The sequence below is a fragment of the Roseovarius sp. S88 genome (assembly GCF_037023735.1).
Classification (GTDB): domain Bacteria; phylum Pseudomonadota; class Alphaproteobacteria; order Rhodobacterales; family Rhodobacteraceae; genus Roseovarius; species Roseovarius phycicola.
The window spans coordinates 2368526-2391849 of sequence record NZ_CP146069.1; the positions used below are offsets into that span (position 1 = coordinate 2368526).

Annotated in this window: 26 protein-coding genes; 3 read left to right on the forward strand and 23 right to left on the reverse strand. The window is 58.3% G+C overall.

What is annotated here, in order from left to right:
* The first annotated feature begins 86 nt into the window (after positions 1–86).
* From RZ517_RS11980 to RZ517_RS11990, 3 genes are all read left to right on the forward strand, one after another.
* A complete protein-coding gene (locus RZ517_RS11980; RefSeq protein ID WP_338548454.1) occupies positions 87–701 on the forward strand; it encodes a hypothetical protein in 615 nt (204 codons plus the stop codon).
* Between the two features lie 84 nt (positions 702–785).
* Entirely contained in the window at positions 786–1757 is a 972-nt protein-coding gene (locus RZ517_RS11985; RefSeq protein ID WP_338548455.1) for a glycosyltransferase family 2 protein, read from the forward strand.
* A gap of 178 nt (positions 1758–1935) precedes the next feature.
* The gene (locus RZ517_RS11990; protein ID WP_317057794.1) at positions 1936–3342 is read left to right on the forward strand and encodes a DEAD/DEAH box helicase; all 1407 of its coding nucleotides are present in this window, start codon (positions 1936–1938) and stop codon (positions 3340–3342) included.
* Between the two features lie 110 nt (positions 3343–3452).
* On the opposite strand, the gene RZ517_RS11995 is transcribed toward RZ517_RS11990, so the two are convergent.
* The 23 genes from RZ517_RS11995 to nuoF form a co-directional block, all read right to left on the reverse strand.
* Positions 3453–4295 carry a HalD/BesD family halogenase gene (locus tag RZ517_RS11995; protein WP_338548456.1) on the reverse strand — a complete coding sequence of 281 codons (843 nt, stop codon included), beginning with the start codon at positions 4293–4295 and terminating at the stop codon, positions 3453–3455.
* A gap of 85 nt (positions 4296–4380) precedes the next feature.
* Positions 4381–4890, reverse strand: a complete 510-nt coding sequence (locus RZ517_RS12000) for a hypothetical protein (RefSeq protein WP_317057792.1) — start codon at positions 4888–4890, stop codon at positions 4381–4383.
* 4 nt (positions 4891–4894) lie between these two features.
* Positions 4895–6562, reverse strand: a complete 1668-nt coding sequence (locus RZ517_RS12005) for a ribonuclease J (RefSeq protein ID WP_338548457.1) — start codon at positions 6560–6562, stop codon at positions 4895–4897.
* Positions 6563–6568: 6 nt separating this feature from the next.
* Positions 6569–7339, reverse strand: a complete 771-nt coding sequence (locus RZ517_RS12010; protein WP_317057790.1) for a type III pantothenate kinase — start codon at positions 7337–7339, stop codon at positions 6569–6571.
* A gap of 11 nt (positions 7340–7350) precedes the next feature.
* Positions 7351–8103, reverse strand: a complete 753-nt coding sequence (locus tag RZ517_RS12015) for a biotin--[acetyl-CoA-carboxylase] ligase (RefSeq protein ID WP_338548458.1) — start codon at positions 8101–8103, stop codon at positions 7351–7353.
* A gap of 87 nt (positions 8104–8190) precedes the next feature.
* A complete protein-coding gene (gene nuoN, locus RZ517_RS12020) occupies positions 8191–9624 on the reverse strand; it encodes an NADH-quinone oxidoreductase subunit NuoN (protein WP_422395537.1) in 1434 nt (477 codons plus the stop codon).
* A gap of 4 nt (positions 9625–9628) precedes the next feature.
* Positions 9629–11179, reverse strand: a complete 1551-nt coding sequence (locus RZ517_RS12025; RefSeq protein ID WP_338548459.1) for an NADH-quinone oxidoreductase subunit M — start codon at positions 11177–11179, stop codon at positions 9629–9631.
* A 158-nt stretch (positions 11180–11337) separates the two neighbouring features.
* The gene (gene nuoL / locus RZ517_RS12030) at positions 11338–13542 is read right to left on the reverse strand and encodes an NADH-quinone oxidoreductase subunit L (RefSeq protein WP_338548460.1); all 2205 of its coding nucleotides are present in this window, start codon (positions 13540–13542) and stop codon (positions 11338–11340) included.
* 4 nt (positions 13543–13546) lie between these two features.
* Positions 13547–13852, reverse strand: coding sequence for an NADH-quinone oxidoreductase subunit NuoK (gene nuoK, locus RZ517_RS12035; RefSeq protein WP_009818941.1), 306 nt, complete (start codon positions 13850–13852; stop codon positions 13547–13549).
* A 34-nt stretch (positions 13853–13886) separates the two neighbouring features.
* Positions 13887–14108, reverse strand: a complete 222-nt coding sequence (locus tag RZ517_RS12040) for a hypothetical protein (protein ID WP_317057786.1) — start codon at positions 14106–14108, stop codon at positions 13887–13889.
* Positions 14109–14130: 22 nt separating this feature from the next.
* A complete protein-coding gene (locus RZ517_RS12045; RefSeq protein ID WP_338548461.1) occupies positions 14131–14568 on the reverse strand; it encodes a hypothetical protein in 438 nt (145 codons plus the stop codon).
* A 38-nt stretch (positions 14569–14606) separates the two neighbouring features.
* Entirely contained in the window at positions 14607–15215 is a 609-nt protein-coding gene (locus RZ517_RS12050; RefSeq protein ID WP_317057784.1) for an NADH-quinone oxidoreductase subunit J, read from the reverse strand.
* Entirely contained in the window at positions 15212–15625 is a 414-nt protein-coding gene (locus tag RZ517_RS12055) for a carboxymuconolactone decarboxylase family protein (protein ID WP_317057783.1), read from the reverse strand. Before RZ517_RS12055 ends, RZ517_RS12050 begins: the two co-directional genes overlap by 4 nt.
* Positions 15622–16116 (reverse strand): NADH-quinone oxidoreductase subunit NuoI, encoded by a 495-nt coding sequence (gene nuoI, locus RZ517_RS12060; RefSeq protein WP_317057782.1) that lies wholly within the window; start codon positions 16114–16116, stop codon positions 15622–15624. The genes RZ517_RS12055 and nuoI overlap by 4 nt, the downstream gene beginning before the upstream one ends.
* Positions 16117–16119: 3 nt before the next feature.
* A complete protein-coding gene (locus RZ517_RS12065; RefSeq protein ID WP_338548462.1) occupies positions 16120–16887 on the reverse strand; it encodes a hypothetical protein in 768 nt (255 codons plus the stop codon).
* Positions 16888–16891: 4 nt separating this feature from the next.
* A complete protein-coding gene (gene nuoH, locus RZ517_RS12070; RefSeq protein WP_317057780.1) occupies positions 16892–17929 on the reverse strand; it encodes an NADH-quinone oxidoreductase subunit NuoH in 1038 nt (345 codons plus the stop codon).
* A gap of 7 nt (positions 17930–17936) precedes the next feature.
* Positions 17937–18293 (reverse strand): hypothetical protein, encoded by a 357-nt coding sequence (locus RZ517_RS12075; RefSeq protein WP_422395581.1) that lies wholly within the window; start codon positions 18291–18293, stop codon positions 17937–17939.
* 56 nt (positions 18294–18349) lie between these two features.
* Complete coding sequence (gene nuoG, locus RZ517_RS12080; protein WP_338548463.1) at positions 18350–20368, reverse strand: NADH-quinone oxidoreductase subunit NuoG; 2019 nt, start codon at positions 20366–20368, stop codon at positions 18350–18352.
* Entirely contained in the window at positions 20365–20709 is a 345-nt protein-coding gene (locus tag RZ517_RS12085) for a hypothetical protein (RefSeq protein WP_338548464.1), read from the reverse strand. The genes nuoG and RZ517_RS12085 overlap by 4 nt, the downstream gene beginning before the upstream one ends.
* The gene (locus tag RZ517_RS12090) at positions 20706–21107 is read right to left on the reverse strand and encodes a DUF5333 domain-containing protein (protein ID WP_338548465.1); all 402 of its coding nucleotides are present in this window, start codon (positions 21105–21107) and stop codon (positions 20706–20708) included. Before RZ517_RS12090 ends, RZ517_RS12085 begins: the two co-directional genes overlap by 4 nt.
* 127 nt (positions 21108–21234) lie before the next feature.
* On the reverse strand, positions 21235–21603 hold the full coding sequence (locus tag RZ517_RS12095) for a hypothetical protein (RefSeq protein ID WP_338548466.1): 369 nt from the start codon (positions 21601–21603) through the stop codon (positions 21235–21237).
* Entirely contained in the window at positions 21603–22019 is a 417-nt protein-coding gene (locus tag RZ517_RS12100; protein WP_338548467.1) for an MAPEG family protein, read from the reverse strand. The genes RZ517_RS12095 and RZ517_RS12100 overlap by 1 nt, the downstream gene beginning before the upstream one ends.
* Before the next feature lie 3 nt (positions 22020–22022).
* On the reverse strand, positions 22023–23318 hold the full coding sequence (gene nuoF / locus RZ517_RS12105; RefSeq protein WP_338548468.1) for an NADH-quinone oxidoreductase subunit NuoF: 1296 nt from the start codon (positions 23316–23318) through the stop codon (positions 22023–22025).
* Between the last annotated feature and the right edge of the window lie 6 nt (positions 23319–23324).

Sequence of the window (23324 nt, forward strand, 5' to 3'; positions counted from 1 at the left end):
TTTAAAACCCCATCCGCCCGATATGGACCGCTCTGCCACCAAAGCTCATGCGTTGACGTCCAGACAGAATCGGACAAACTCCCATCATGACACTCCAAAATCGCGTCCAACCCACCGGCGACATTCTTGCTGTCCCGGACCGCGGCACGCTCATGGGCAATCGCGGCATCCTGCATGACGATCACCAACGCCTGACCGCGCGCCGTTGGCAGCATCCGCACTGGGTCACATGCATCACGACGTACAAGGACTGGCACCGCAAAGTCATGCAGCCGCATAACTACACCGAGCTCTTTTTTCTCGACGAACCCACAGCGCTGGCTGCCGGTCACCGCCCCTGCGGCCTTTGCCGTCACAAGGATTATACTCGGTTCAAAACACTCTTTAACGCCGCCAACGGCACACAAACCCTTGACCAGATCGACCGCCTGATGCAGCGCGACCGCATCACGCGCAGCCGCATTCAGGTGCGTTACAAAGCACAGGCGGCGGACTTGCCTGACGGCACATTCGTATTGCACGATGCCACGCCGCATCTTCTCTGGGAAACGCACGCACTTCGCTACAGCCCCGCCGGATACACCAACGCCCTGCCCCGACCAACGGGAGCCATAACAGTCCTGACCCCGGCCTCCACCGTCGCCACTTTGCAACAAGGTTACCAGCCTGCTCCACACCAGACTGCGTATGACTTTTTCTGATCACGGCTTCTTTCTTGTCAAAAATACCCAAATCCCCGCCACCTGCCCCTTGCGCCAACACCAGACGTCTTTCAAACTCCGCGCATGAGCAGGGATCCCACCTGGGGCGTGGTGGCCACCATCAAAGCCCCGGACACCGACATTCTGAATTTCGCCGCATGGCACCTGGATCAAGGTGCGCAGCGCGTACAGATTTATCTTGACGAGGACGCCCCAAAAGCCCGCGTGGCGCTCAAAGCGCATCCAAAATGCCGGGTTATCGTCACCGATGCGCAATATTGGAAACGCCGCCGCCGTCACAAAGGCCGCCCCGAAAAACATCAAACCCGCCAGAGCCTGAACGCAACGCATTGCTATAAACGCAATCCTAAGGTCGACTGGCTTTTGCATACCGACGTGGATGAGTTTCTGTGGCCTGTGGCTTCATTGACGGACCAGCTGGCCGCTTTACCCGACGCCACAATAAGCGCGCGCGTCCGACCCATTGAAGTCATGGCACCCGATCCGAATGATCCACTAGATCCCGGTGTCTTCTGGTGCAAAGCCTGCGCGCGTTTGCCGGCACATCGCCGCGCAGAGTCCGAAGCCATCTATTCCACCTATGGGTCGCATCTGAACGGCGGCTTTATCAGCCATGTCGCCGGCAAGGTTTTTGTCCGCACGGGGCAAGAAGACGTGTCCTTGCGGATTCACAACGCCTTTCACGCCGGTGAAATGGATCCTGAACCGTCTGAATTGAGCCAGACCAGACTTGTGCATATGCATGCCCCGGATTGGGATCATTGGTACAGGCATTACCGCTACCGGCTTAAACACGGCTCTTACCGCGCCGATCTCAGGCCTGCTCCCCAACCTGATGGCGTGAGCCTCAACAAACATGCTCTATTTGCCAAGCTCGAAGCCGAGGGCGGTGAAGAGGCCTTGCGCATGCTCTACCAAGAGGTCTGCACCGCCACGCCGGAGTTACGCGAGCGGCTGAAAGCGCATGGTCTTTTGCACAAAGTCACGCTCGATCTGGACGCTTGCCGTGCGCGTCATTTCCCGGATTTTGGGTGATCTCGCAAACTGTTGCGAAAATGCGAACATTTCGCGCAGGTGGTTCAGCATTGTTCACATAGCCACCCTGTCCATTGACCCCCCTACGCCCTTAGGATATGGCCCTAACACGCATCAGGCCAAGCCTGATCAAGAGGATACGGCGGGCCAGGTGAGCGTCCGCAACTAGTGGACGTACATGACAAAATTTTCTGATCTGAATCTGAATCCCAAAGTGCTGAAGGCCATTGACGAGGCCGGATACGAAACCCCTACCCCCATTCAGGCTGGTGCCATTCCCCCCGCGCTCGAAGGGCGCGATGTGTTGGGGATCGCCCAGACCGGCACGGGCAAGACGGCCAGCTTCACGCTGCCCATGCTGTCGCTTCTGGCACGCGGCCGTGCACGCGCCCGCATGCCGCGTAGCCTGGTGCTCTGCCCCACGCGGGAACTGGCGGCACAGGTAGCCGAAAACTTCGACACCTATTCCAAGCACCTGAAACTGACCAAGGCGCTCCTCATCGGCGGCGTTAGTTTTGGGGAACAGGACAAGCTGATCGATAAGGGTGTGGACGTTCTGATAGCCACGCCAGGCCGCCTGCTCGATCACTTTGAACGCGGCAAACTGCTTTTGACCGGCGTGCAGGTCATGGTCGTGGATGAGGCCGACCGGATGCTCGATATGGGCTTCATCCCCGATATCGAACGCATCTTCAGCCTCACGCCCTTTACCCGCCAGACATTTTTCTTCTCCGCCACCATGGCGCCCGAGATCGAGCGGATCACAAACACCTTCCTGCAGGCTCCGGCCCGTGTCGAAGTCGCACGGCAAGCCACCGCCTCTGAGACGATTGAACAGGGGGTTGCCATCTTCAAACCCTCGCGCCGCGAGCGCGCCGACAGCGAAAAACGCAAATTGCTGCGAGCATTGATTGATGCCGAGGGCGAGGCCTGCACCAACGCGATCATCTTCTGCAACCGCAAGACGGATGTGGATATCGTTGCAAAATCGCTCAAGAAATACGGCTATGACGCGGCTCCCATCCATGGCGACCTTGACCAGAGCCAGCGCACCCGCACGCTCGATGGTTTCCGCAATGGTGAACTGCGGTTCCTCGTGGCCTCCGATGTCGCCGCCCGTGGTCTGGATGTGCCCGCAGTAAGCCATGTCTTTAACTTCGACGTGCCCGGCCATCCCGAAGACTACGTGCACCGCATTGGCCGCACAGGCCGTGCCGGACGCGACGGCAAGGCGATCACGCTCTGCAATCCCCGCGACACCAAGGCACTGGCCGCTGTTGAGGCGCTCATTCAGAAAGACATCCCGCGCCTTGAGAACCCTCTGAAATCCGACAAACCGGAAGACGAGGCTGTGCAGGAAGACGCGCCCAAAAAGCGCCGCTCCCGCAGCCGCAAGTCCGAGGACGCGCCCAAGGCAGAGCCTGAGACTGAAGCCGTCGAGGCCACTGAGGCGGAAGAGCCGCAAAAACCTGCCCGCAAACCCCGCGACAAGGGGGGCCGCGGCAAAGACAACAAGGTCGTTGGCATGGGCGATGACATGCCCAGCTTCATCGCCAAAAGCTTTGAGGAGCGCATGGCCTCGTAGGGTGGGCAGTTTGCCCACCACCCAGGAAAGCCAAGTCTTAACAACCTCTTAAACCGTTTCGCGCGCGAAACCTTTCAGCACCGTAGAGTGGGGCTTCACCCCACCTCCCCTCAATCAATAAACGCATCCGCCCTGAGGCCTGCGCGCTCCAGATGAATTGGCAACACCCGGCCATAAAGTTGTTTCGTGCGTTCCGGCGAGCCGACCATGTCCGGTTCCTCTACATAAGAAAAGATTGCCACATAGCGCCGCGTCGAACCTTTTAAAGGCGCCACGCGGTGCAACGAATACCGCCCCCGGAAAAGCTGCAGATCTCCCGGTTGCAATTCCAGCACTGTCACCTTATCCGACGCGCCCGCAAGCACCCGGCTGACCTCTTCGAAATTCTCCCCTTCCCGGCGGATCATCGGCGCATATTCAAACGCCCCGCCCTCTTCGGCGTTCTGAATAGCCAGCGTCACGGTGAAATTATTGGTGTCAAAATGCCAGGGAAAGCCGTTGCCCTCTTCGGCCATATTCACAATCACATCGGCCAGGGGATCGGCATAGCGGTAAAACTTCTCCTCCTGCAGGCAGTCCTGAACGAACCCGTCAAAGCCCGGCGCATCATGGATTGTGCGCAGCGCGCCGGAGCGGGCGAAATTATCCGCCGGAATGAACGTGTTGGATCGTTCAAAGAACTGCCTGCGCGGATCATCCTCGGGAAGGTCAGGATCATCTTGCGTAAAGTAAGGGTTCGTGCGGTTGAAACTGCGATGGCCCTCTGCGGCCACGCCGTCGGCCTCCGCCGCCAATGCCGCAATCGCTTTGCGCGTCAGGAAGTTCCGGATCACCGCACAGCCATCCCGCGCCAGGTCCGCCCGCACCTGCGCCACAATAGCGTCGCGCTCTGGTCCGTCGCGATGGATCGGATAGCGGTCAAGATCAATCAGATCGGATGCATGAAACACCATGGCAGGTCCTCCCTGCTCTCAGCTTTGGTCAGCGCGCACGTCCCGTCTTGGCAAAAACCGGCATGCCGGTGTCGGAAATGTTGGTCTAACCTGCCCAGTCCGGCGTAATGTCGATCTCAAACGCCGCCTCGCGCCGCCAGTCCATCGCCTTGAGATCCCCGATCGTGGGCACTTCCCTATCCGAGTCGCCAATCCGCCGCATGACAATGCCTTCCCCAAGAACATAGGGCTTCACCCAATACTCCAGCACCTGTCGCGGCACCGAATTCATGGTTGGTCCCGCCGCGCAACACCGCACATTCGGCGGGTCGCCGTAGTGCAACCTGCGCGACAAGATATCATGTCGCAAAAGACCGATTGGCCCTTGCAGTGCGGCTGCGTGAAAACTCTCTTGAAATCCCATGGGGCGGGAAAACGCGACATCAAAAGGCGTTTGGCAGGCCTGACATTCGATCCGGGCCAGCACACCCTCATTGGCGTAGATATTCGCCATATGGTCTGGCTTGAATGGATCAAACCGCGGCACCGCCGCTTCGTCAAACCAGAGGGGCTTGTCTTTGATACGGCTCAGGATATCCGTGTATTCGGTATGCATGCTCTCAGCTTAGTCGACTGATAATCACCGTCACTTCCGGTTTCTTGCCAATCTCGCCCATGGCCGAGTTCCGAACAACCTTGCGCAACCCGTCCTCCAGCACGTCATCATCGCTCAGCGTTGCGGATTTCGCCCGCCCCATGAACTGGCTGAGATCTTCTTCCAGCACATCGATCAGAGGCGCGCGGCTACTTCCGGTTTCCGCCAGCCCTCTGACCTCACACCACGGCTCCCCCAGTGGCTCATCCTCTTCGTCCAGGATCACATTGACCGTCACATGCCCATTCAGCGCCATGCGAATCCGGTCGCGCACAATGCCGTCCAGCGCGCCGATCTTGACCGATCCATCCAGATAGGTGCGCCCAGTTTCCACATATCCCACCACTTCGGCGCGATTGCCGCTGAGGTCGATCATCGTCCCATTGGGGGCCAAAACCCCACCGATGCGGTTTTCCCCCGCCAGTTTCACATGTTCCCGCAAATGCCGATGCTCCCCATGCATCGGCACCACGACCTGCGGCTGGATAATCTTGTGCAACCGGCTCAGATCAGGGCGGTTGGCATGGCCGGAGACATGGTAGTTTCCGCTGCTGTCATCAATGACATCGACCCCCATCTCGCTGAACTGGTTCATGATGCGGATAACGCCGCGCTCATTGCCGGGGATCGTCTTGGAGGAAAAGAGGAACGTATCGCCATCCCGCAACTCAATCCCGTTGTATTTGCCATTGGCCAGTTGCGCACTGGCCGCGCGGCGCTCCCCCTGGCTTCCGGTCACAATGAGCATCAGGTTCTCGTGTGGGATCTCGCGCGCATCCTCCGGGCTCACTGTTCTTGGGAAATCCCCCAAGACGCCCGTTTCAATTGAGGCTTCAATCATTCGCCGCATCGCCCGACCCATCAGGCAAATCGACCGCCCCGCGCGCTGACCGGCCTCTGCCAGCGTCTTCACGCGCGCCACGTTGCTGGCAAATGTCGTCGCCACAAACGCGCCCTTGCACCCATCAATCAACGCCTCGATATCCGGGCCAAGCATGCTCTCGGAGCGGCCCTCATGATGCGTGAACACATTGGTGGAATCACACATCAAAGCCCGGACACCCGGTTCGGCCAAAGACCGCCAGAGGTCTTCGTCAAACGGCTCTCCGACCACCGGATCGGTATCCATCTTGAAGTCGCCTGAATGCACCAGCCGTCCTGCAGGTGTATCAATGACCAGACCAGAGCTTTCCGGGATCGAATGGGATATGGGTACAAACCCAACCCTGAAAGGCCCGGCATCCGTTACCTCGGGCCAGGCAGACACGGTGCGCACAGCCTCCTCCGGGTGTCCGTGATCCTCCATCTTGCGTCGGGCAATATTGGCCGTGAAGGCGCGCGCGTATATCGGCACGCCAAGCTGCTCATAGTAATGCGCCACAGCGCCTACGTGATCCTCATGCGCATGGGTGACAAACACTGCTTCCAGCTGTGAAGATCGCTCTGCAAGCCATTGAATATCAGGAAAAATCAGATCTACGCCAGGGCTGCCATCCATATCCGGAAAGGTCACACCCAAATCGACCAGGATCAGCCGTTCCTGATCCGGTTTGCCGTAGCCATAGACATAGGCATTCATCCCAATCTCGCCCGCCCCGCCCAGGGGCAGATAGATCAAACGTTCACTGCTCATTCCGCGTTAATCTTTCTTGTTATAGGCATGGATGACGGTCAGCCCATGCATCGTCAGATCTTCTTCGTAGACATCAAAAAGATCGGCACTTTGCTGAAGCAAAGGCGCCAGCCCGCCTGTCGCTAGCACTTTCATTTCGCGATCGCGCTCGGCACGGATGCGGTCACAAATCTCGCGCACAAGGCCGATATAGCCCCAATAGACACCTGACTGCATACAGTCGACCGTGTTGGTGCCAATAACCTTTTGCGGCTTGCCGATATCCACATGCGGCAAGGCAGCGGCGGCCATATGCAGCGCCTCCAGCGACAGGTTCACACCAGGCGCGATGACCCCGCCAATGTAGTTGCCGTCCTTGGATACCACGTCAAATGTCGTGGCCGTGCCAAAGTCCACCACGATCAAATTGCCGCCATGCCGGTCATAAGCACCCGCCGCATTGACCAGCCGATCTGGCCCCACAATCGTGCCCTCATCCACACGTGGAGGATGCGGCAATTCACATTCCGGTTTGCCCACAACAAGCGGCCGGCAACCAAAAAACCGATCCGTAAAGACACGGAGGTTAAACACCACGCGGGGCACGGTGGAGGAAATGATCACTTCAGTGATGTCCGGCTCGATCTCGTAATGCTTCAACAGCGTCGAAAACCAGGTGAAATAGGCATCCGCCGTACGCGAATGGTGCGTTGACGTGCGCATCGTGCATACGAACTGACTGCCATCCCAGATCGAGAAGACCGTATTGGTGTTGCCGCAATCAATGGCCAGAAGCATATCTGAACCTTTCAGAAAAACACATCGGCCGCCGGGATGGCGTGCCGCTTTTTGCCGCTCAATAGAACAAGATTGCCGTGCTCGTCCACTGTCTCGAATACTCCGGTCACCGTCTCGCGGCTGGTGCGTGCGGTGATCACCTCGCCCAGTTTCGCCGCGCGGTCGAGCCAAGCGGCGCGAACAGGCGCAAAGCCAAAGCTCTGAAATTGCGCCTCAATGCGTGCATAAGCGCCCGCCAACAACTCCAAAAAGTCTTCCGGGGTGATGGCTACACCGCTCTCCGACAAGAGCGAGACAGGCCGCAACGCATCTGCCTCAACCTCTGCCATCTCTGGTGCCTCAGCCAGGTTCACACCAATGCCAATCACCAAATGTGTCACAGCCCCGCCGCTGCCCATACTTTCAAGAAGAATTCCGGCCAGCTTACCACCATTCAAAAGCACATCATTGGGCCATTTGAGCGTCAGGCCATCGCCTCGACCTGTCACGGCCACCACGGCATCATAAAGCGCCAGTGAGGCCACAAAAGACCTGAGCGCCACTTGCCCTGGCGCGCCTTCGGGGCGCATCACCAAAGTGGCGGCAAAGTTCCCTTCCGGGTTTTGCCACACCCGTCCCCGCCGCCCCCGCGCCGCTGTCTGACGCAAAGCCAAAATCCATTCCGGCCCAGCCAGCGTTGGCGCAATCCGCCCGGCCTCGGCATTGGTGCTGTCCACCTCCGCCAGCACACGCCGCCCATATCCCTCTGGCCACCCGTCTTTCATCGTTCGAAAAATACTCCCGCCGGAGGCGTCCTAAAAACAAAGCGACGCGCCAGAGGCGCGTCACCCTTTTCTTCATTCAAAGACAGATCAGTTGACAAGCGTCGCTGCCGCCGCCTGCGCCATGCCCTCGACACCGAACATGTTGACGATGCCCACCAGCATGATCGTGGCCGACGCCATGAGGAACCCCCAGAGCACGGGCGATTTGCCGGTTTCAATCGGCTCACCCTCTTCGCCGAAATACATGAAGTAGACGATGCGCAGATAATAGAACGCGCCGATCACCGAAGCGATCACACCGGCCACCGCCAGCCAGGCCAAACCACCCTCATAGGCCGCGCGCAGCACGTAGAGCTTGCCGAAAAAGCCCAGAAGCGGCGGCACACCGGCCAGGCTAAAGAGCAGGATCAGCATCGCCATGGCACGGCCCGGCTGAGCGCGGGAATACATATTGAGACTGTTGATATCTGTGACGGGGCGTCCGTCGCGTTCCATCGACAGGATGAACGCAAAAGTGCCTACATTCATCGTGACATAGATCGCCATGTAGATCAGCATCGCCTGCACGCCAAAGACCGTACCAGCCGCCAGTCCCATGAGCGCATACCCCATATGCGCAATGGACGAATAAGCCATCAGCCGCTTGATGTCGCGCTGGCCGATGGCGGCGACTGCCCCGAGAAACATCGACAGAAGCGACAGGAGTGCGATCACCTGCTGCCAGTCTTTGACCACCCCGCCAAAGGCGTCATGCACGACGCGTGCAAAGAGGGCCATGGCGGCGACTTTCGGCGCAGTGGCGAAGAAGGCGGTGACCGGTGTCGGCGCACCTTCATAGACATCCGGCGTCCACATGTGGAACGGCACAGCCGAGACCTTGAACGCCATGCCGGAGATGACAAACACCAGACCAATGAGCAGGCCCAGAGGTGCCCGGCCATCCGCCGCTTCGATGATGCCAGAGAAGAGCGTGGTGCCCGCATAGCCATAGACAAGCGACGCGCCGTAGAGCAACAGGCCCGAACTCAGCGCGCCCAGAACGAAGTACTTCAAACCAGCCTCGGTTGATTTCACACTGTCCCGCCGCAGAGAAGCCACCACGTAAAGCGCCAGCGACTGAAGCTCCAGCCCCATGTAAAGCGCCATGAGGTCGCCCGCGCTGACCATCATCATCATGCCCACCGCCGACAAGGCAATGAGCAGCGGGTACTCAAACCGCAGGATATCGCGCCGCGCCATGTACTCCTGCCCCATGACCAGCACCGCCGAGGCCGAAAGCAGGATCGTCACTTTGGCAAAGCGCGCAAAGCCATCATCGTTGAACATGCCTCCAAAAGCGGTGCGTGTGCCCTCGCCGCTGACTCCGATCCAGAGCGCTACGGCGGTCATCAACCCCGCCGTCACCCAAACCAGCAAGCTCGCCATCCGATCCTGACTTGTGTAGGCCCCAACGAGAAGCGCCGCGATGGCATAAACCGAGAGGATAATCTCGGGCAGAATGACTATGAGATCTGCCTGCATGATCTTACTCCGTCGCAGCGGCCAGCTTGGTCGCGGCATCCGCCTCGGCCAGGGCCAGTTCGTAGTTGGAAATCAGCGCCTCAACCGAAGGCCCGATGATATCGGTCACAAGGCTTGGATAGACGCCCAAAAGTATCGTCATCACCACAAGTGGCGCAAAAATTGCCCGCTCGCGTTTGCTCATATCGGTGATGGACTTCAGGCTTTCCTTGATCAGATCGCCCATCACCACCCGGCGATAGAGCCAGAGCGCATAGGCCGCCGAAAGGATCACACCCGATGTGGCCACCAGAGCCACCCAGGTGTTGACCTGGAAAATCCCCACAAGTGTCAGGAACTCGCCAATGAACCCCGATGTGCCCGGCAGGCCCACATTGGCCATGGTAAAGAGCATGAAGATAAGCGCATAGGCGGGCATCCGGTTCACCAACCCACCATAGGCGTCAATCTCGCGCGTGTGCATCCGGTCGTAGATGACGCCGACACACAGAAAGAGTGCGCCTGAGATAAACCCGTGGCTCAGCATCTGGAAAATCGCGCCGTCAATGCCCTGCTGGTTCGCTGCAAAGATACCCATTGTGACATAGCCCATATGGGCGACCGAACTGTACGCGATGAGCTTCTTCATATCCTCCTGCGCCAGCGCAACCAGCGAAGTGTAGACAATGGCAATCGCAGACATCCACAGCACCAGTGGGGTCATCACCTCGGACCCAATCGGGAACATCGGCAGCGAGAACCGCAGGAAGCCGTAACCGCCCATTTTCAGCAAGATAGCCGCCAGCACGACAGAGCCTGCCGTGGGGGCTTGCACATGCGCGTCCGGCAGCCAGGTGTGCACCGGCCACATAGGCATTTTCACTGCAAAGCTGGCAAAGAATGCCAGGAACATGAGCGTCTGCATACCGCCCACAATCTGTACGCCAAGAAGTGAGAAGGTCTCGGACCCGAACTGATGGCTCATCAGCGTTGGAATATCCGTGGTCCCCGCCTCGGAGAACATGGCGACCATGGCCACCAGCATCAGAACCGAGCCAAGGAAGGTGTAGAGGAAGAACTTGAAGGACGCATAGATGCGCTCCTTGCCGCCCCAAATGCCGATGATCAGGAACATCGGAATAAGCCCGGCCTCGAAGAAGAGATAGAAGAGCACCAGATCGAGCGCCATGAAAACACCCAGCATAAGTGTTTCCAGGATCAGGAAGGCGATCATGTATTCCTTGACCCGGTGTGTTACATTCCAAGACGCCGCGATTGTGATTGGCATCATGAATGTGGTCAGCATCACAAAAAGAATGCTGATCCCGTCCACACCCAGCTTGTATTGCAGGCCCAAGAGCCATTCGCGCTCTTCGACAAACTGGAACCCGGTGTCATTGGGATCAAATCCGGCCAGCAGGAAGATCGACACAAGGAAAGTGAGCGATGTGGCAATCAGCGCCACCCATTTGGCGTTGCGCTGTGCGGTTTCATCTTCACCGCGCAGGAACACACCCAGGATCAGCGCGGCAATCGCGGGAATGAACGTGATGATGGAAAGAAGATTGGATTCCATTACATCATCTCCAAATCTGGTAGTAGAATGCGATTGCAACAAAGACCGCAAAGATCAACAAGGCCGCCATGGGACCAAGGGTCGCCATCCCCGTAAGAGTGGCTCCAATGGCTCCGACGATTACTCCGATTTTCGCATATCTGCGATACTCGGGACGCTCATCCGAGAGATACATCACACCCGCGAAAGCCACGCCAAGCGATATCAAAGCAAGCAAAGGCATTACTCTGCCCCCCGCTGAGGCTCATCCAGGTGACGAGCACCGCAATGCCGATCACCATGGCGAAGGCATAGGTAAAGATGTAGCCAGACTGCGCGCGGCCCGCGAGGCGGGTAAAGAACGGGATGATGCCCATCGCCACGCCGTTGATAGAGCCATCAATGACATTGCCATCCCCGCGCTTCCACAGAAGATGTCCCAGCGCCTTGGCCGGGCGCACAAAGAGGAAGTCATAAATCTCGTCAAAGTACCATTTGTTCAGCAGGAACAGGTACAGCGGACGCTGGTTCTCGGCCAACCTCACCGGAATGGTCGGATTGACAATGTAGAACCAGAATGCCGTCAGGAAGCCGATGACCATGGCCACAAACGGGCTGGCCTTGACCCATTTCGGCACCTTGTGCGCATCGTTGATGACGGTGTTCTCAGGGCTGGTGTAGATCGCGCCCTCGCCCGGCTTGCCGGTGAAGACATAGTGGTGCTCTTCTCCCTTGCCTTTCTCACCATGGCCATCCACGGCTTTATCTTCACCGTGGCTGTCATCGCCATGCGCGGCGTCTTCGCCGTGACCGTCCTCTTTGGCGTGATCGTCACCATGGTGACGTTCTTCTGCGTAAGGCACACCAAAGAACTTTGCGACCTGATCGGTATGCCCAAAGAAGCTGTTGTACCATACCATCCCGGCCAGCACCGACCCAATAGCCAGAACCCCCAGCGGGGCCAGCATGACCATTGGGCTTTCATGCGCATGCTCATGGGTGTGCTTGTCACCCCGTGGCTCGCCCCAGAACGTCAGGAACATCAAACGCCAGCTGTAGAAGCTCGTGAACAGCGCCGCGATCACGAGCGCCCAGAAGGCAAAGCCACCCGCCGTGCCTGCATAGGCGCTCTCGATGATGGCGTCTTTGCTGAGGAACCCGGCAAACCCAATCGTGGTCAGCGGAATCCCCACGCCGGTGATGGCCAGCGTCCCGATAAGCATCGCCCAGAATGTATAGGGCAGCTTCTTGCGAAGCCCGCCGTAGTTCCGCATATCTTGCTCATGGTGCATCCCGTGGATGACCGAGCCTGCGCCCAAAAAGAGCATCGCTTTGAAGAAGGCGTGCGTCAGCAGATGGAACATCGCCACTGAGTAGGCCCCCACGCCTGCGGCCACGAACATGTAGCCAAGCTGCGAACAAGTCGAATACGCGATGACCCGCTTAATGTCGTTCTGCACCAGCCCCACGGTTGCCGCAAAGAAGGCCGTCATCGCGCCCAGCACAGTGACAAAGGCCAAGGCGCTTGGAGCAAATTCCATGATTGGCGACATCCGACAAACGAGGAACACACCCGCTGTCACCATGGTTGCCGCGTGGATCAGGGCCGACACAGGTGTGGGACCTTCCATCGCGTCGGGCAACCACGTGTGCAGGAACAGTTGTGCCGACTTGCCCATTGCACCGACAAAGAGCAGGAACGCAATCAGGTTGGCTGCGTTCCACTCGGTCCAGAGAAAGGTCAGCTGCGTTTCCGCCAGTTCCGGTGCGGCGGTAAAGACATCATCGAATTTGATCGAGTCCACGAGGAAGAAGAGCGCGAAAATCCCCAGCGCAAAGCCAAAATCCCCCACGCGGTTCACCACGAAAGCCTTTATCGCGGCGGCATTGGCGCTTGGTTTGCGAAAGTAGAAGCCAATGAGCAGATAGGATGCGAGCCCCACGCCCTCCCAGCCGAAGAACATTTGCAGGAGGTTATCAGCGGTCACCAGCATAAGCATGGCAAAGGTGAAAAGGCTCAGATAGGCAAAGAACCTTGGACGATAGCTCTCATCTTCCGAGAAATTCTCGTCATGCGCCATGTAGCCCATGGAATAAAGGTGCACGAGCGCTGAGACTGTGGTGATCACGATCAGCATGATCGCTGTCAACCTGTCCAGCCTTATGGCCCAAGCCGTGTCCAGCGTGCCCGAGCGCACCCAATCAAGGATGTGAATGCTCTGCGTCGTGCCGTCGAAACCAAGGAAGACGACCCAGCTCAGGATCGCAGACAGGAACAACAACCCCGTCGCAACCCACTGTGCGCCCGCATCCCCGATGATGCGCCAGCCAAAGCCCGCGATGATGGCACCCACCAGCGGGGCAAAGAGGATGATTTGTTCCATGCTCCTACCCCTTCATCACGTTGACATCTTCCACCGCGATGGTGCCGCGGTTGCGGAAGAAGCAGACGAGGATCGCAAGGCCAATCGCGGCCTCGGCGGCGGCGACAGTCAGCACAAAGAGCGTGAACACCTGCCCCACCAGATCCCCAAGGAAGCTTGAGAAGGCGACGAGGTTGATATTGACTGAAAGCAGCATCAATTCGATCGACATCAACAGGATGATCACGTTCTTTCTATTCAGAAAGAGCCCGAAAATCCCGATGACGAACAGCGCCGCTGCCACCGTCAGGTAATGTTCCAGTCCAATCATGTCGTCCCTCGGTCCCGTTCTTTTCGCGTCGTCTTTAGTCGGCGCAGGCGACCCCGCCTGTCCCATATCTCTCACAGCCCGGATCGACAACCAGCGCCGGGGCAAAACCCGTCTTGGCCAGTCCAGCAAAATCCAATCCCTTGATCGGCAAGCCGAGCACCACAGCCGGGGCAAGCGCAAAGAGCACAACGCCGCAGACCACGACGCGCTGGCGTCTGGCCTTTTTCTGGCGGTATGTGTCGTATGCGTCGTCCATTCCGTCCTCTTGTCCGCTCGCCTCAGCCGTCTAGCTGAAACGCCTTTCGATCACCGCGCGCGTCGGCATAGAGCGCCGCACAGGCGCAGGGTTCTGCGCTCAGCGCCTCAATGGTCACATTGCGCGCCTCGTCTTCCAAATCCACTGCCATACGCTCCAGCGTCGCAAAGACCCTCGCGCCGCTTTGATGGCGCTCCACGATCTTCAATGCCGCCTCAGTGCGGTCAAAAGGTGGCTCATCACTCAGGTTCTCTGCCGCTGTCAGGAACCTCAAGGCCCGGCCCTCGGCGCAATCAACGATCACATAAGTTGACGCGGTCGCCTCCTGGCTCCACCAGTCGCGCCACATGACACGGCCCTCGCCCAGATCGCGGTGCATATCCTCGCCACCATGGCTGATATGCGTGGTGCGCGCGCAGTCCGTGAGGCTCACCGCAGCGCAGGCGCCTGCCCCCGTCATGACCAGCCCCAGGGCCAGTGCATATGTGCTCTTGGCGATCAAAGCCCCTGCCCCGGTTTCACGTCCTTGAGTTCCATCGCCTTGGCAGGATCCCGGTACATCTGCGCCAGAACATCCTGGCGTTTGACGTCCGAGCGGTGCCGTAGTGTCAGCGCAATTGCCCCGACCATGGCAACCAGCAGGATCAGGCCCGAAAGCTGGAACAGCAGGAAATACTTGTCATAGAGGATCATCCCCAGCGCACGCGTGTTTTCCATATCCGACGGCGTCACCGCCCCGCGTGCACTCTCCGCCCCATCGGCTATTTGCCAATTGCCAAAGGCGACGCCGAACTGCATCAAGAGGATCACCCCGATTAGCAACGCCAGGGGCATGTATTTCGCCATTTCCGCCTTCAGCTCTGCAAAATCCACATCAAGCATCATGACCACGAAGAGGAACAAAACCGCCACAGCGCCCACATAAACGATAATCAACAGCATCGCGACGAACTCGGCCCCCAACAGCACGAAAAGCCCCGCCGCACTAATGAACGACAGGATTAGCCAGAGCACCGAATGCACCGGATTGCGGCTGATCACCGTGAACAGCCCGCCGACCAGCGCTGATATGGCAAAGAGGTAAAAGGAAAATACCGCGACACTCATGTCTCTTCATCCTTGTCTTCGTGCTCATCGAGAACCTGACGGGCAAACTCCATCGCCCGGTTCATCGACGGAATACCGGCAAACATCGACATCATCGCGATGGTCTCGGCAATTTCATCCTTGGTGGCCCCCGCTTCCAAAGCGTGGCGCACGGTCATGCGCATCTGCGTGTCGCTCTGCGCGCCCAGCATGGTCAGCCCCGCCAGCGTGATCAGAAGCCGTGTGCGCGCATCCAGCCCTTCCTTGGAAATTCCCTTGCCAAACATCATCTCCATGAATTCCTTGGGCATGGTGGGCCAAAGCGCCTCTATGTCCTTGGGTGAAAACGATTCCAGCGCAGGGTTGAAGGCCTTCGCCATTTCCTGCGCCTGCGCCATCATGGCGGCAAAGGGGTTCACTGGGTCAGTCATCTGTAGGGCGCATCCATTTCAAGATTACGGGCAATCTCCGCTTCCCAGCGCTCGCCGTTATCCAAAAGCTTATCCTTGTCATAGAAAAGCTCTTCGCGCGTCTCGGTGGCGTACTCGAAATTCGGCCCTTCAACGATGGCATCCACCGGACAGGCCTCCTGGCAGAAACCGCAATAGATGCATTTGGTCATGTCGATGTCATAGCGCGTGGTGCGGCGGCTTCCGTCATCGCGCGGCTCGGCGTCGATGGTGATGGCCTGCGCCGGGCAAATCGCCTCGCAGAGCTTGCAGGCGATGCAGCGTTCTTCGCCATTGGGATAGCGGCGCAGCGCATGCTCACCGCGAAACCGTGGGCTGAGCGGGCCTTTCTCATGCGGGTAGTTCAGCGTCGCCTTGGGTGCAAAGAAATACTTCAGCCCCAGCTTGAAGCCGACGAAGAAGTCCTTAAGCAGGAAGTATCCCGCAGCGCGTCCATAATCGATCTGAGTCATGCGTTACGCCCTCATCTCTTCAAACCGGGTCTCCCCGGCATTCTCGTGGCCTTGCCACTTGGTCTCGTAGTCGCTTTGCAGCGCATATTTCGGCAGATGGGACGCGGCGGTCTTTTCCACCTCATAGTACAGATACGTACGTCCCGGTCCGATCCGGTTGGCCAGCTTGAGCCGCACGCCGGTGTTGGCAGGGTCTTCGAATTCAACCTGCCCAAACTCTGACGTGGGTTCAATCGGCACCGCCCGGCAATCAATGACATTACAGTTGCAGGCGCGTTTCCAGAAGGTCCAGACAAGCTCGGGGTTGAACTGATACATGCCATGCCCGTACCAGCCATTGAGTCCATTGGCCGAGACAAACCGCCCACCCACTTTCAGCATTCTGAGTACCGATTCCAACGCGTTGGGTACGTTGAACACATGCTCAATCGTGCCCCCATCAAAGATGAACTCAAACTGATCTTCCAACTCCTCAGACGGCAGCGTGTTGAGATCATGAATGACCTGCGCCCCCTCATAGCCGGAAAAATCCATCGTCTCCACATCACCAAAGCCAAGCTTTTCAAGCAGTGTCTCGGAGTAGCCATCCTCTTGCAGATAGTCGAACCGTTTGTCGTCCCGCCCATGCGTCTGCAAGGACTGTTCATAGAACTGGCGAAACTGCGTCTGAATGCGAAAGCCCTGACGCCCAAGCATCAGGCTCCGGCCCTTGGGCTGGAACCGGGTCGAAAGCTCGACCAGGCGATCAAAAATGACGCAGTCGATCCCCAAGAGATCAGCCTCCCATCGCGTAGCGGGCCCAGAAGGCCCCAAAGACTTCGAATTTCGCCAGGAAGGCGATAATCACCACCCAGGCCAGTGAGAGTGGCAAGAACACTTTCCAGCCGATACGCATCAATTGGTCATAGCGGTAGCGCGGTGTGATGGCCTTGACCATTGCGAAGATGAAGAAGAAGAACGCCATCTTGGCGATCATCCAGCCCACCCCGTCCGGAATGCCCGGAATCGGCGACAGCCAGCCGCCGAAGAACATAAGTGACGTTAACGCACACATCAGGAAAATGGCGATGTATTCCCCGGCCATAAAAAGAAGGAAGGGCGTAGAGGAGTATTCCACCTGATACCCCGCGACCAATTCCGACTCCGCCTCCGGCAAGTCAAACGGCGGGCGGTTGGTTTCGGCCAGTGCCGAAATGAAGAACAGGAACACCATCGGCAGATGCGGCAGCCAGTACCAGCCGAAGAAGCCATAGGCTGTGTCTTGTGCTGCAACGATATTGCCGAAATTCATCGAGCCGGTGGAAATGATCACACCCACGATGATGAGGCCAATGGAGACCTCGTAAGAAATCATCTGAGCCGCAGAGCGCAGCGAGCCTAGGAACGGGTATTTCGAGTTCGACGCCCAGCCGCCCATGATCACGCCGTAAACCTCCAGCGAGGACACAGCGAAAACAAACAAAATGGCGACGTTGATATCGCTCAGGACCCAGCCTTCGTTGAGCGGGATTACGGCCCAGGCCAGCACCGCTAAAACAAAGCTGGCCATGGGGGCCAGCATGAACACCGTCTTGTCCGCTCCGGCGGGGACGACCACCTCTTTGACTACGTATTTCAGTGCATCTGCCACGGTCTGCAAAAGCCCGTAAGCGCCCACCACATTGGGCCCGCGTCGCATCTGTACCGCGGCCCAGATCTTGCGGTCGCCGTAGACGAGGAACAAAAGCGAGACCATCACAAAGCCCACAACGGCAAGGCATTGCGCCACGATGATCACCAATGTTCCCAGCGGTGTTGTCAGAAATTCAGCCATCAGCCCCTCAAACCCTCGGTATCCCGTTTTCCGCACAATTGGCGGCGACGACTTCCGCGTCGATTTTCTTTATGCCATCGGGCAAGGATGGCGAGATGGTGTAAACCGCATCTGCGGTCCAGACGCCACCCGCTTCATCCACATTTGTACGCAGGTGACGCGCGAATCCATAGCCCCGGATGAGCGTGTATTCCGCCGCCGCACATTCCGCGTAACGCGCCACATCCTCAGAGGATTGCGCGCCGCGCATCGCCACGTTGAAATTTACCAGATCCCCGTCCAGAAGCCGCGTCTCGATGCCAAGATACTCGGCTGTACTGCCAGTCGCCGCTGAGGTCACAGCCCCATCGCCACCGTCGGACACGGTACAGGCCGTCAGGCACAAAAGCGCGACAGGCGCGATATGTGACGCAATCGGGATCACTCTGCCGCCACCGGCTCAGACTGGCGTACTTTGGCGTTGGCGCTCAGTTCGGCCATCAGTTGGCTAGCACGGGCAACCGGGTTGGTCAGATAGAAATCACCCACTGCCGATTGCAAAACGCCCTTGTCCAGCTTGCCCGCCGGCACTGCGGTCCACGCGTTTTCCGGCACATCGTCCACCTGCGCCAGATGCGGCACCTCGGCCACGAGCGCCTGACGCAGTTGCGCAAGGCTGTCATACGGCAGGGCCGATCCCATTTCGCCCGAAAGCGCGCGCAAGATGGCCCAGTTTTCCTTGGCCTCGCCCGGTGGATGCCCCGCCCGAAGCGCCAGTTGCGGACGCCCTTCGGTGTTCACGAAGAGCCCTTGCTCTTCTGTATAAGCCGCGCCCGGCAGAATAATGTCAGCCCGGTGCGCGCCACGGTCGCCATGGCTGCCTTGATAGATCACAAAAGGCCCTGACGCGATTTCGATCTCGTCGGCACCAAGGTTGTAGACCACGTCGGCGCCTTCGAGCGCGGCTGAAATACCGCCTTCGAAGACACACCCAGCATCCATCGCTCCAACACGTCCGGCCGCGGTATGCAGGACAAGCATCTTGCCGCCTGACTTCTCACAAATGCCCTGAACCGTGGCCAATACAGCCGCACCATCCTCGCCGGTCAGGGCACCCTGACCAACGATAGCTATGCAGTTCTTGTCTTTGAGCTCGGACATATCCAAACCAGCCACATGGGCCAGCGCCGCACGGTCAGTTCCCATATGCTCATAGTCGTAGGTCAGATCGACCGCTTCGCCGACCATCACCACATCCGCCCCCTGGCTCCAGGCCTTGCGAATGCGCGCGTTGAGCACAGGAGCTTCCAGGCGCGGATTTGTGCCGATCAGCAGGATTTTGTCAGCCACGTCGACATCCTCAATCGCGGCCGTGCCCACATAGGCTGAACGATTGCCTGCAGGCAGCTTTGCGCCATCCGTGCGGCACTCAACTGACCCGCATTGACCCTCGACCAGCTGCTTCAGTGCAAACGCCGCCTCGACGGAGGTCAGATCCCCGACGAGACCGGCAACTTTCTTGTCCTTCATCGCCACGGCTGCGGCACCAAGCGCCTCACCCCAGCTGGCCGGGCGCAGCTTGCCATTCTCGCGAATGTAAGGTTTGTCTAGACGTTGACGACGCAAACCATCCCAGACAAAGCGCGTTTTGTCGGAAATCCATTCCTCGTTCACGCCATCATGGTTGCGCGGCAGGATGCGCATCACTTCGCGTCCCTTGGTGTCGACGCGAATGTTCGACCCCAACGCATCCATCACGTCGATGGTTTCCGTCTTGGTCAGCTCCCAGGGCCGCGCGGTAAAGGCATAAGGCTTGCTCACCAGCGCCCCAACCGGGCAAAGATCAATGATGTTGCCCTGTAGATTGCTGTCCAACGTCTCGCCTAGATAGGACGTGATCTCGGCATCCTCGCCCCGGCCTGTCTGGCCCATTTGCGTGATGCCCGCGACCTCAGTGGTAAAGCGCACACAGCGCGTGCAGGAAATGCAGCGGGTCATATGTGTTTCGACAAGTGGCCCAAGATCCAAATCCTCAACCGCCCGTTTGGCTTCACGGAAGCGCGAGAAATCTACACCATAGGCCATGGCCTGATCCTGCAGGTCACATTCGCCCCCCTGATCGCAGATCGGGCAATCGAGCGGATGGTTGATCAGCAGGAATTCCATGACCCCTTCGCGGGCCTTCTTGACCATCGGCGAGTTGGTCTTGACGACCGGAGGCTGTCCCTCGGGTCCGGGCCGCAAATCACGCACCTGCATGGCACAAGACGCCGCCGGTTTCGGCGGCCCGCCGACGACCTCAACAAGGCACATCCGGCAGTTGCCCGCAATCGACAGCCGTTCATGGTAGCAAAAGCGCGGGATCTCGATACCCGCCACTTCACAGGCCTGGATCAGGGTCATCGCCCCATCCACTTCCACTTCCTGGTCATCAATGATGATTTTGCGAAGATCGCTCATATGCAGTTTCCTGTGATTTCCCAGGCACCGGGCACCGCCCAGCCGCCCTTTTGGACTGTCAGGTTGGGATCAGCCCGCAGACCAAAGGCCTGCGCGCAATGGGTTTGTGCCAGCCCAAGCGCGGCGCGGGCCGCACCTTGCCGACTGACAGTATCGGGATGAACGAAGGCACCAAAGCCCCTACAGCCCTCTTCATGGATCAGGGTAACACAGGCCTTGGTGCCTTCAATGGTTTCAGACTTGCCGTAACAGGCCGCGTCTTGATCGGGCGCTGCATCACATGCCGCAAGCGGCCCCGTTGCCAGGGCTGCGAGACAGGATATGCGCGCCCCGATCGTCACTTGGTCCTCAACAACTGGCCGATTTGCGTGCCACCTGCGATTTCCTGCTGACCCAGAACACACAGGCTCTGGGCATCAAGATTGCTGGCGCCTTTGGATTTGAAATAGGCGTTGCGCCGTTCGCGCATTTTCGCCTTTTCCGCCTTGTCGTTGATATAGGAGTCAATCTCGTCATCGCTGTAGCCACGATCCGAGGCCGCATCCTTGAGTGCATTGGCATAGGACCGCGCCTTGAAAAGACGTCCACTTATGCTGTCACAGGCGCGGCGAATTTTATCCGCAGCCGCGATCACCAAAAGCCCTTGATTAATGTCTTGCTCTTCTTCCAGCCCAGCCTGCGCGGATCCTGCTGAAACCACAATGACCGCACTCAAAACAATGCTCGATACCCACTTCATTGGATGACTCCTCTTGTCACAAGATCAGGGCACGGACCATCCGCCGCCCCATCTGCAACGCAGATGGTTCCGGGCGCGTGTGATATGCAATAACACACCGACCAAACCTCTGATATGAAAGAGAAAGTCACCAAAGAATACACCTACCACTCAGAACAAGCGTGTTGCCGTCAAAATTTAAAGCCGTTTCATCGGCATCCGGCCCATTGACCCATTCAATCTCCGAAGTGCCAAAGTTCTCGATGCAATAGCGATTGCCCTCATGCTCTCCGGCGGCGCGCGCACCATTGAGGCCTTGATTGGCGCGAGACACTTTCACTCGGAAACTTTGACGGTCATCCGAGGTGTGCTTGGCACGGGATTTGTAAAAGTTACCATCAAAGAGAATGCGTTCGTTTTTGCGCGCGCAGGCCGACAAGATGAAACTGAGTATCAGCAGGCTCAGGATAAATACCGAGCGAAACTCGAAACGCTTTATGGTTGCCACATGACGCATCACAACACCGCCAGAACTGCCATCAGGCACAAAATGATACAGGCCAGCCAGCCTGCAACGTAAAGAAATGACCGCGCGCTCATGTCCGGCTTACCGATACCCTTTATGTGAACAAAAGCCAGAACGAGACGGCTGACGAAAAACACCGAAGCCAGAAGGTTTACCCAAAACGGATCGGCCCCTGCCAGAATGGCCGCAGCCACCGATGCTACAAAGAACCCCATGGTTTCAGACAGATTCGCATAAGCGCGATGCCAGCGAAAAACCGAACTGCCGTAATCCGCCTCCGGCTCAGCCCCCGGTGCCAGCCCGGCCCCGGTTTTGCGCATGGCGGCAAGCGGGCTCATCACAAGCCCGAAAACCACGGTTAAGGCGACCGACGCGATGGCATGCCCGTATTCTGCGAATGCTTCCATGCTCTACTCCGCCGCCACTGCGCTGACCTTACCGGTCTTTTGCGCTTTGATCCGATCTTCGATCTCATCACGGAAATTCCGGATCAGCCCCTGAATGGGCCACGCTGCCGCGTCGCCAAGCGCACAGATCGTGTGACCTTCAACCTGTTTGGTCACATCAAACAGCATGTCGATCTCCTCGATCTCGGCCTCACCTTTGACCAGCCGGTCCATGACCCGCATCATCCAGCCTGTGCCCTCACGGCACGGCGTGCACTGACCACAGCTTTCGTGCTTGTAGAATTTCGACAGCCGCCAGATCGCCTTGATGATGTCGGTACTCTGATCCATCACGATCACTGCCGCCGTGCCGAGCGAGGATCCCACCTCGCGCAGCGCGTCGAAATCCATCACCGCGTCTTTCATGTTCTCGCCGCGCACACACGGAACCGATGAGCCACCCGGGATAACCGCCTTGAGATTGCTCCAACCGCCGCGAATGCCGCCGCAATGTTTCTCGATCAGCTCTTCAAAACTGATCGACATGGCGTCTTCGACGACGCAGGGATTGTTTACGTGGCCCGAGACGGCGAAAATCTTGGTGCCCGAATTGTTGGGCCGTCCAAAGCTGGCAAACCACTCCGGCCCACGGCGCAGGATGGTGGGCACAACGGCAATGCTCTCTACGTTGTTCACGGTCGTCGGACAGCCATAGAGCCCCGCCCCGGCCGGAAACGGCGGCTTCATACGCGGCATGCCCTTTTTGCCCTCAAGACTTTCAAGGAGGGCTGTTTCCTCACCACAAATATAGGCCCCGGCCCCGTGATGCAGGTAGAGGTCAAAATCATAGCCCGATTTGCAAGCGTTCTTGCCAATCAGACCGGCGTCATACGCCTCATCAATCGCGGCCTGAAGCGCCTCTTTCTCGCGGATATACTCGCCACGAATATAGATGTAACAGGCATGCGCCTGCATCGCGAAACTGGCGATCAAACACCCTTCAACCAAGGTATGTGGGTCATGCCGCATGATTTCACGGTCTTTGCAGGTGCCCGGTTCGGATTCGTCGGCATTGACCACCAGATAGGCGGGTCGCCCATCGCTTTCTTTTGGCATAAAGGACCATTTGAGCCCCGTGGGAAAGCCCGCCCCGCCGCGCCCACGCAGACCCGAGGCCTTCATTTGATCCACGATCCAATCCCGCCCGTTCTGCAGGATCTTGGCGGTGCCATCCCAATGGCCCCGCGCCTTGGCTCCTTTGAGGCTGCGGTCATGCATCCCGTAAAGGTTGGTAAAGATACGATCCTGATCCTGCAGCATCCCGTA

Excerpts from the sequence above, each read along its gene's own strand:
- RZ517_RS12025 (WP_338548459.1), bottom strand. The coding sequence starts at position 11,179 with ATGGAATCCAATCTTCTTTCCATCATCACGTTCATTCCCGCGATTGCC.
- RZ517_RS12040 (WP_317057786.1), bottom strand. The coding sequence starts at position 14,108 with ATGGACGACGCATACGACACATACCGCCAGAAAAAGGCCAGACGCCAG.
- nuoF (WP_338548468.1), bottom strand. The coding sequence starts at position 23,318 with ATGCTGCAGGATCAGGATCGTATCTTTACCAACCTTTACGGGATGCAT.
- RZ517_RS11990 (WP_317057794.1), top strand. The coding sequence starts at position 1,936 with ATGACAAAATTTTCTGATCTGAATCTGAATCCCAAAGTGCTGAAGGCC.
- RZ517_RS12000 (WP_317057792.1), bottom strand. The coding sequence starts at position 4,890 with ATGCATACCGAATACACGGATATCCTGAGCCGTATCAAAGACAAGCCC.
- nuoG (WP_338548463.1), bottom strand. The coding sequence starts at position 20,368 with ATGAGCGATCTTCGCAAAATCATCATTGATGACCAGGAAGTGGAAGTG.
- RZ517_RS11995 (WP_338548456.1), bottom strand. The coding sequence starts at position 4,295 with ATGGTGTTTCATGCATCCGATCTGATTGATCTTGACCGCTATCCGATC.
- RZ517_RS12045 (WP_338548461.1), bottom strand. The coding sequence starts at position 14,568 with ATGACGGGGGCAGGCGCCTGCGCTGCGGTGAGCCTCACGGACTGCGCG.
- nuoL (WP_338548460.1), bottom strand. The coding sequence starts at position 13,542 with ATGGAACAAATCATCCTCTTTGCCCCGCTGGTGGGTGCCATCATCGCG.
- RZ517_RS12100 (WP_338548467.1), bottom strand. The coding sequence starts at position 22,019 with ATGGAAGCATTCGCAGAATACGGGCATGCCATCGCGTCGGTCGCCTTA.
- RZ517_RS12010 (WP_317057790.1), bottom strand. The coding sequence starts at position 7,339 with ATGCTTCTGGCCATTGATTGCGGCAACACCAATACGGTCTTCTCGATC.
- RZ517_RS12095 (WP_338548466.1), bottom strand. The coding sequence starts at position 21,603 with ATGCGTCATGTGGCAACCATAAAGCGTTTCGAGTTTCGCTCGGTATTT.
- RZ517_RS12015 (WP_338548458.1), bottom strand. The coding sequence starts at position 8,103 with ATGAAAGACGGGTGGCCAGAGGGATATGGGCGGCGTGTGCTGGCGGAG.
- nuoN (WP_422395537.1), bottom strand. The coding sequence starts at position 9,624 with ATGCAGGCAGATCTCATAGTCATTCTGCCCGAGATTATCCTCTCGGTT.
- RZ517_RS12050 (WP_317057784.1), bottom strand. The coding sequence starts at position 15,215 with ATGAGTGTCGCGGTATTTTCCTTTTACCTCTTTGCCATATCAGCGCTG.
- nuoH (WP_317057780.1), bottom strand. The coding sequence starts at position 17,929 with ATGGCTGAATTTCTGACAACACCGCTGGGAACATTGGTGATCATCGTG.
- RZ517_RS11980 (WP_338548454.1), top strand. The coding sequence starts at position 87 with ATGACACTCCAAAATCGCGTCCAACCCACCGGCGACATTCTTGCTGTC.
- RZ517_RS12055 (WP_317057783.1), bottom strand. The coding sequence starts at position 15,625 with ATGACTGACCCAGTGAACCCCTTTGCCGCCATGATGGCGCAGGCGCAG.
- RZ517_RS12090 (WP_338548465.1), bottom strand. The coding sequence starts at position 21,107 with ATGAAGTGGGTATCGAGCATTGTTTTGAGTGCGGTCATTGTGGTTTCA.
- RZ517_RS12005 (WP_338548457.1), bottom strand. The coding sequence starts at position 6,562 with ATGAGCAGTGAACGTTTGATCTATCTGCCCCTGGGCGGGGCGGGCGAG.
- RZ517_RS11985 (WP_338548455.1), top strand. The coding sequence starts at position 786 with ATGAGCAGGGATCCCACCTGGGGCGTGGTGGCCACCATCAAAGCCCCG.
- nuoK (WP_009818941.1), bottom strand. The coding sequence starts at position 13,852 with ATGATTGGACTGGAACATTACCTGACGGTGGCAGCGGCGCTGTTCGTC.
- nuoI (WP_317057782.1), bottom strand. The coding sequence starts at position 16,116 with ATGACTCAGATCGATTATGGACGCGCTGCGGGATACTTCCTGCTTAAG.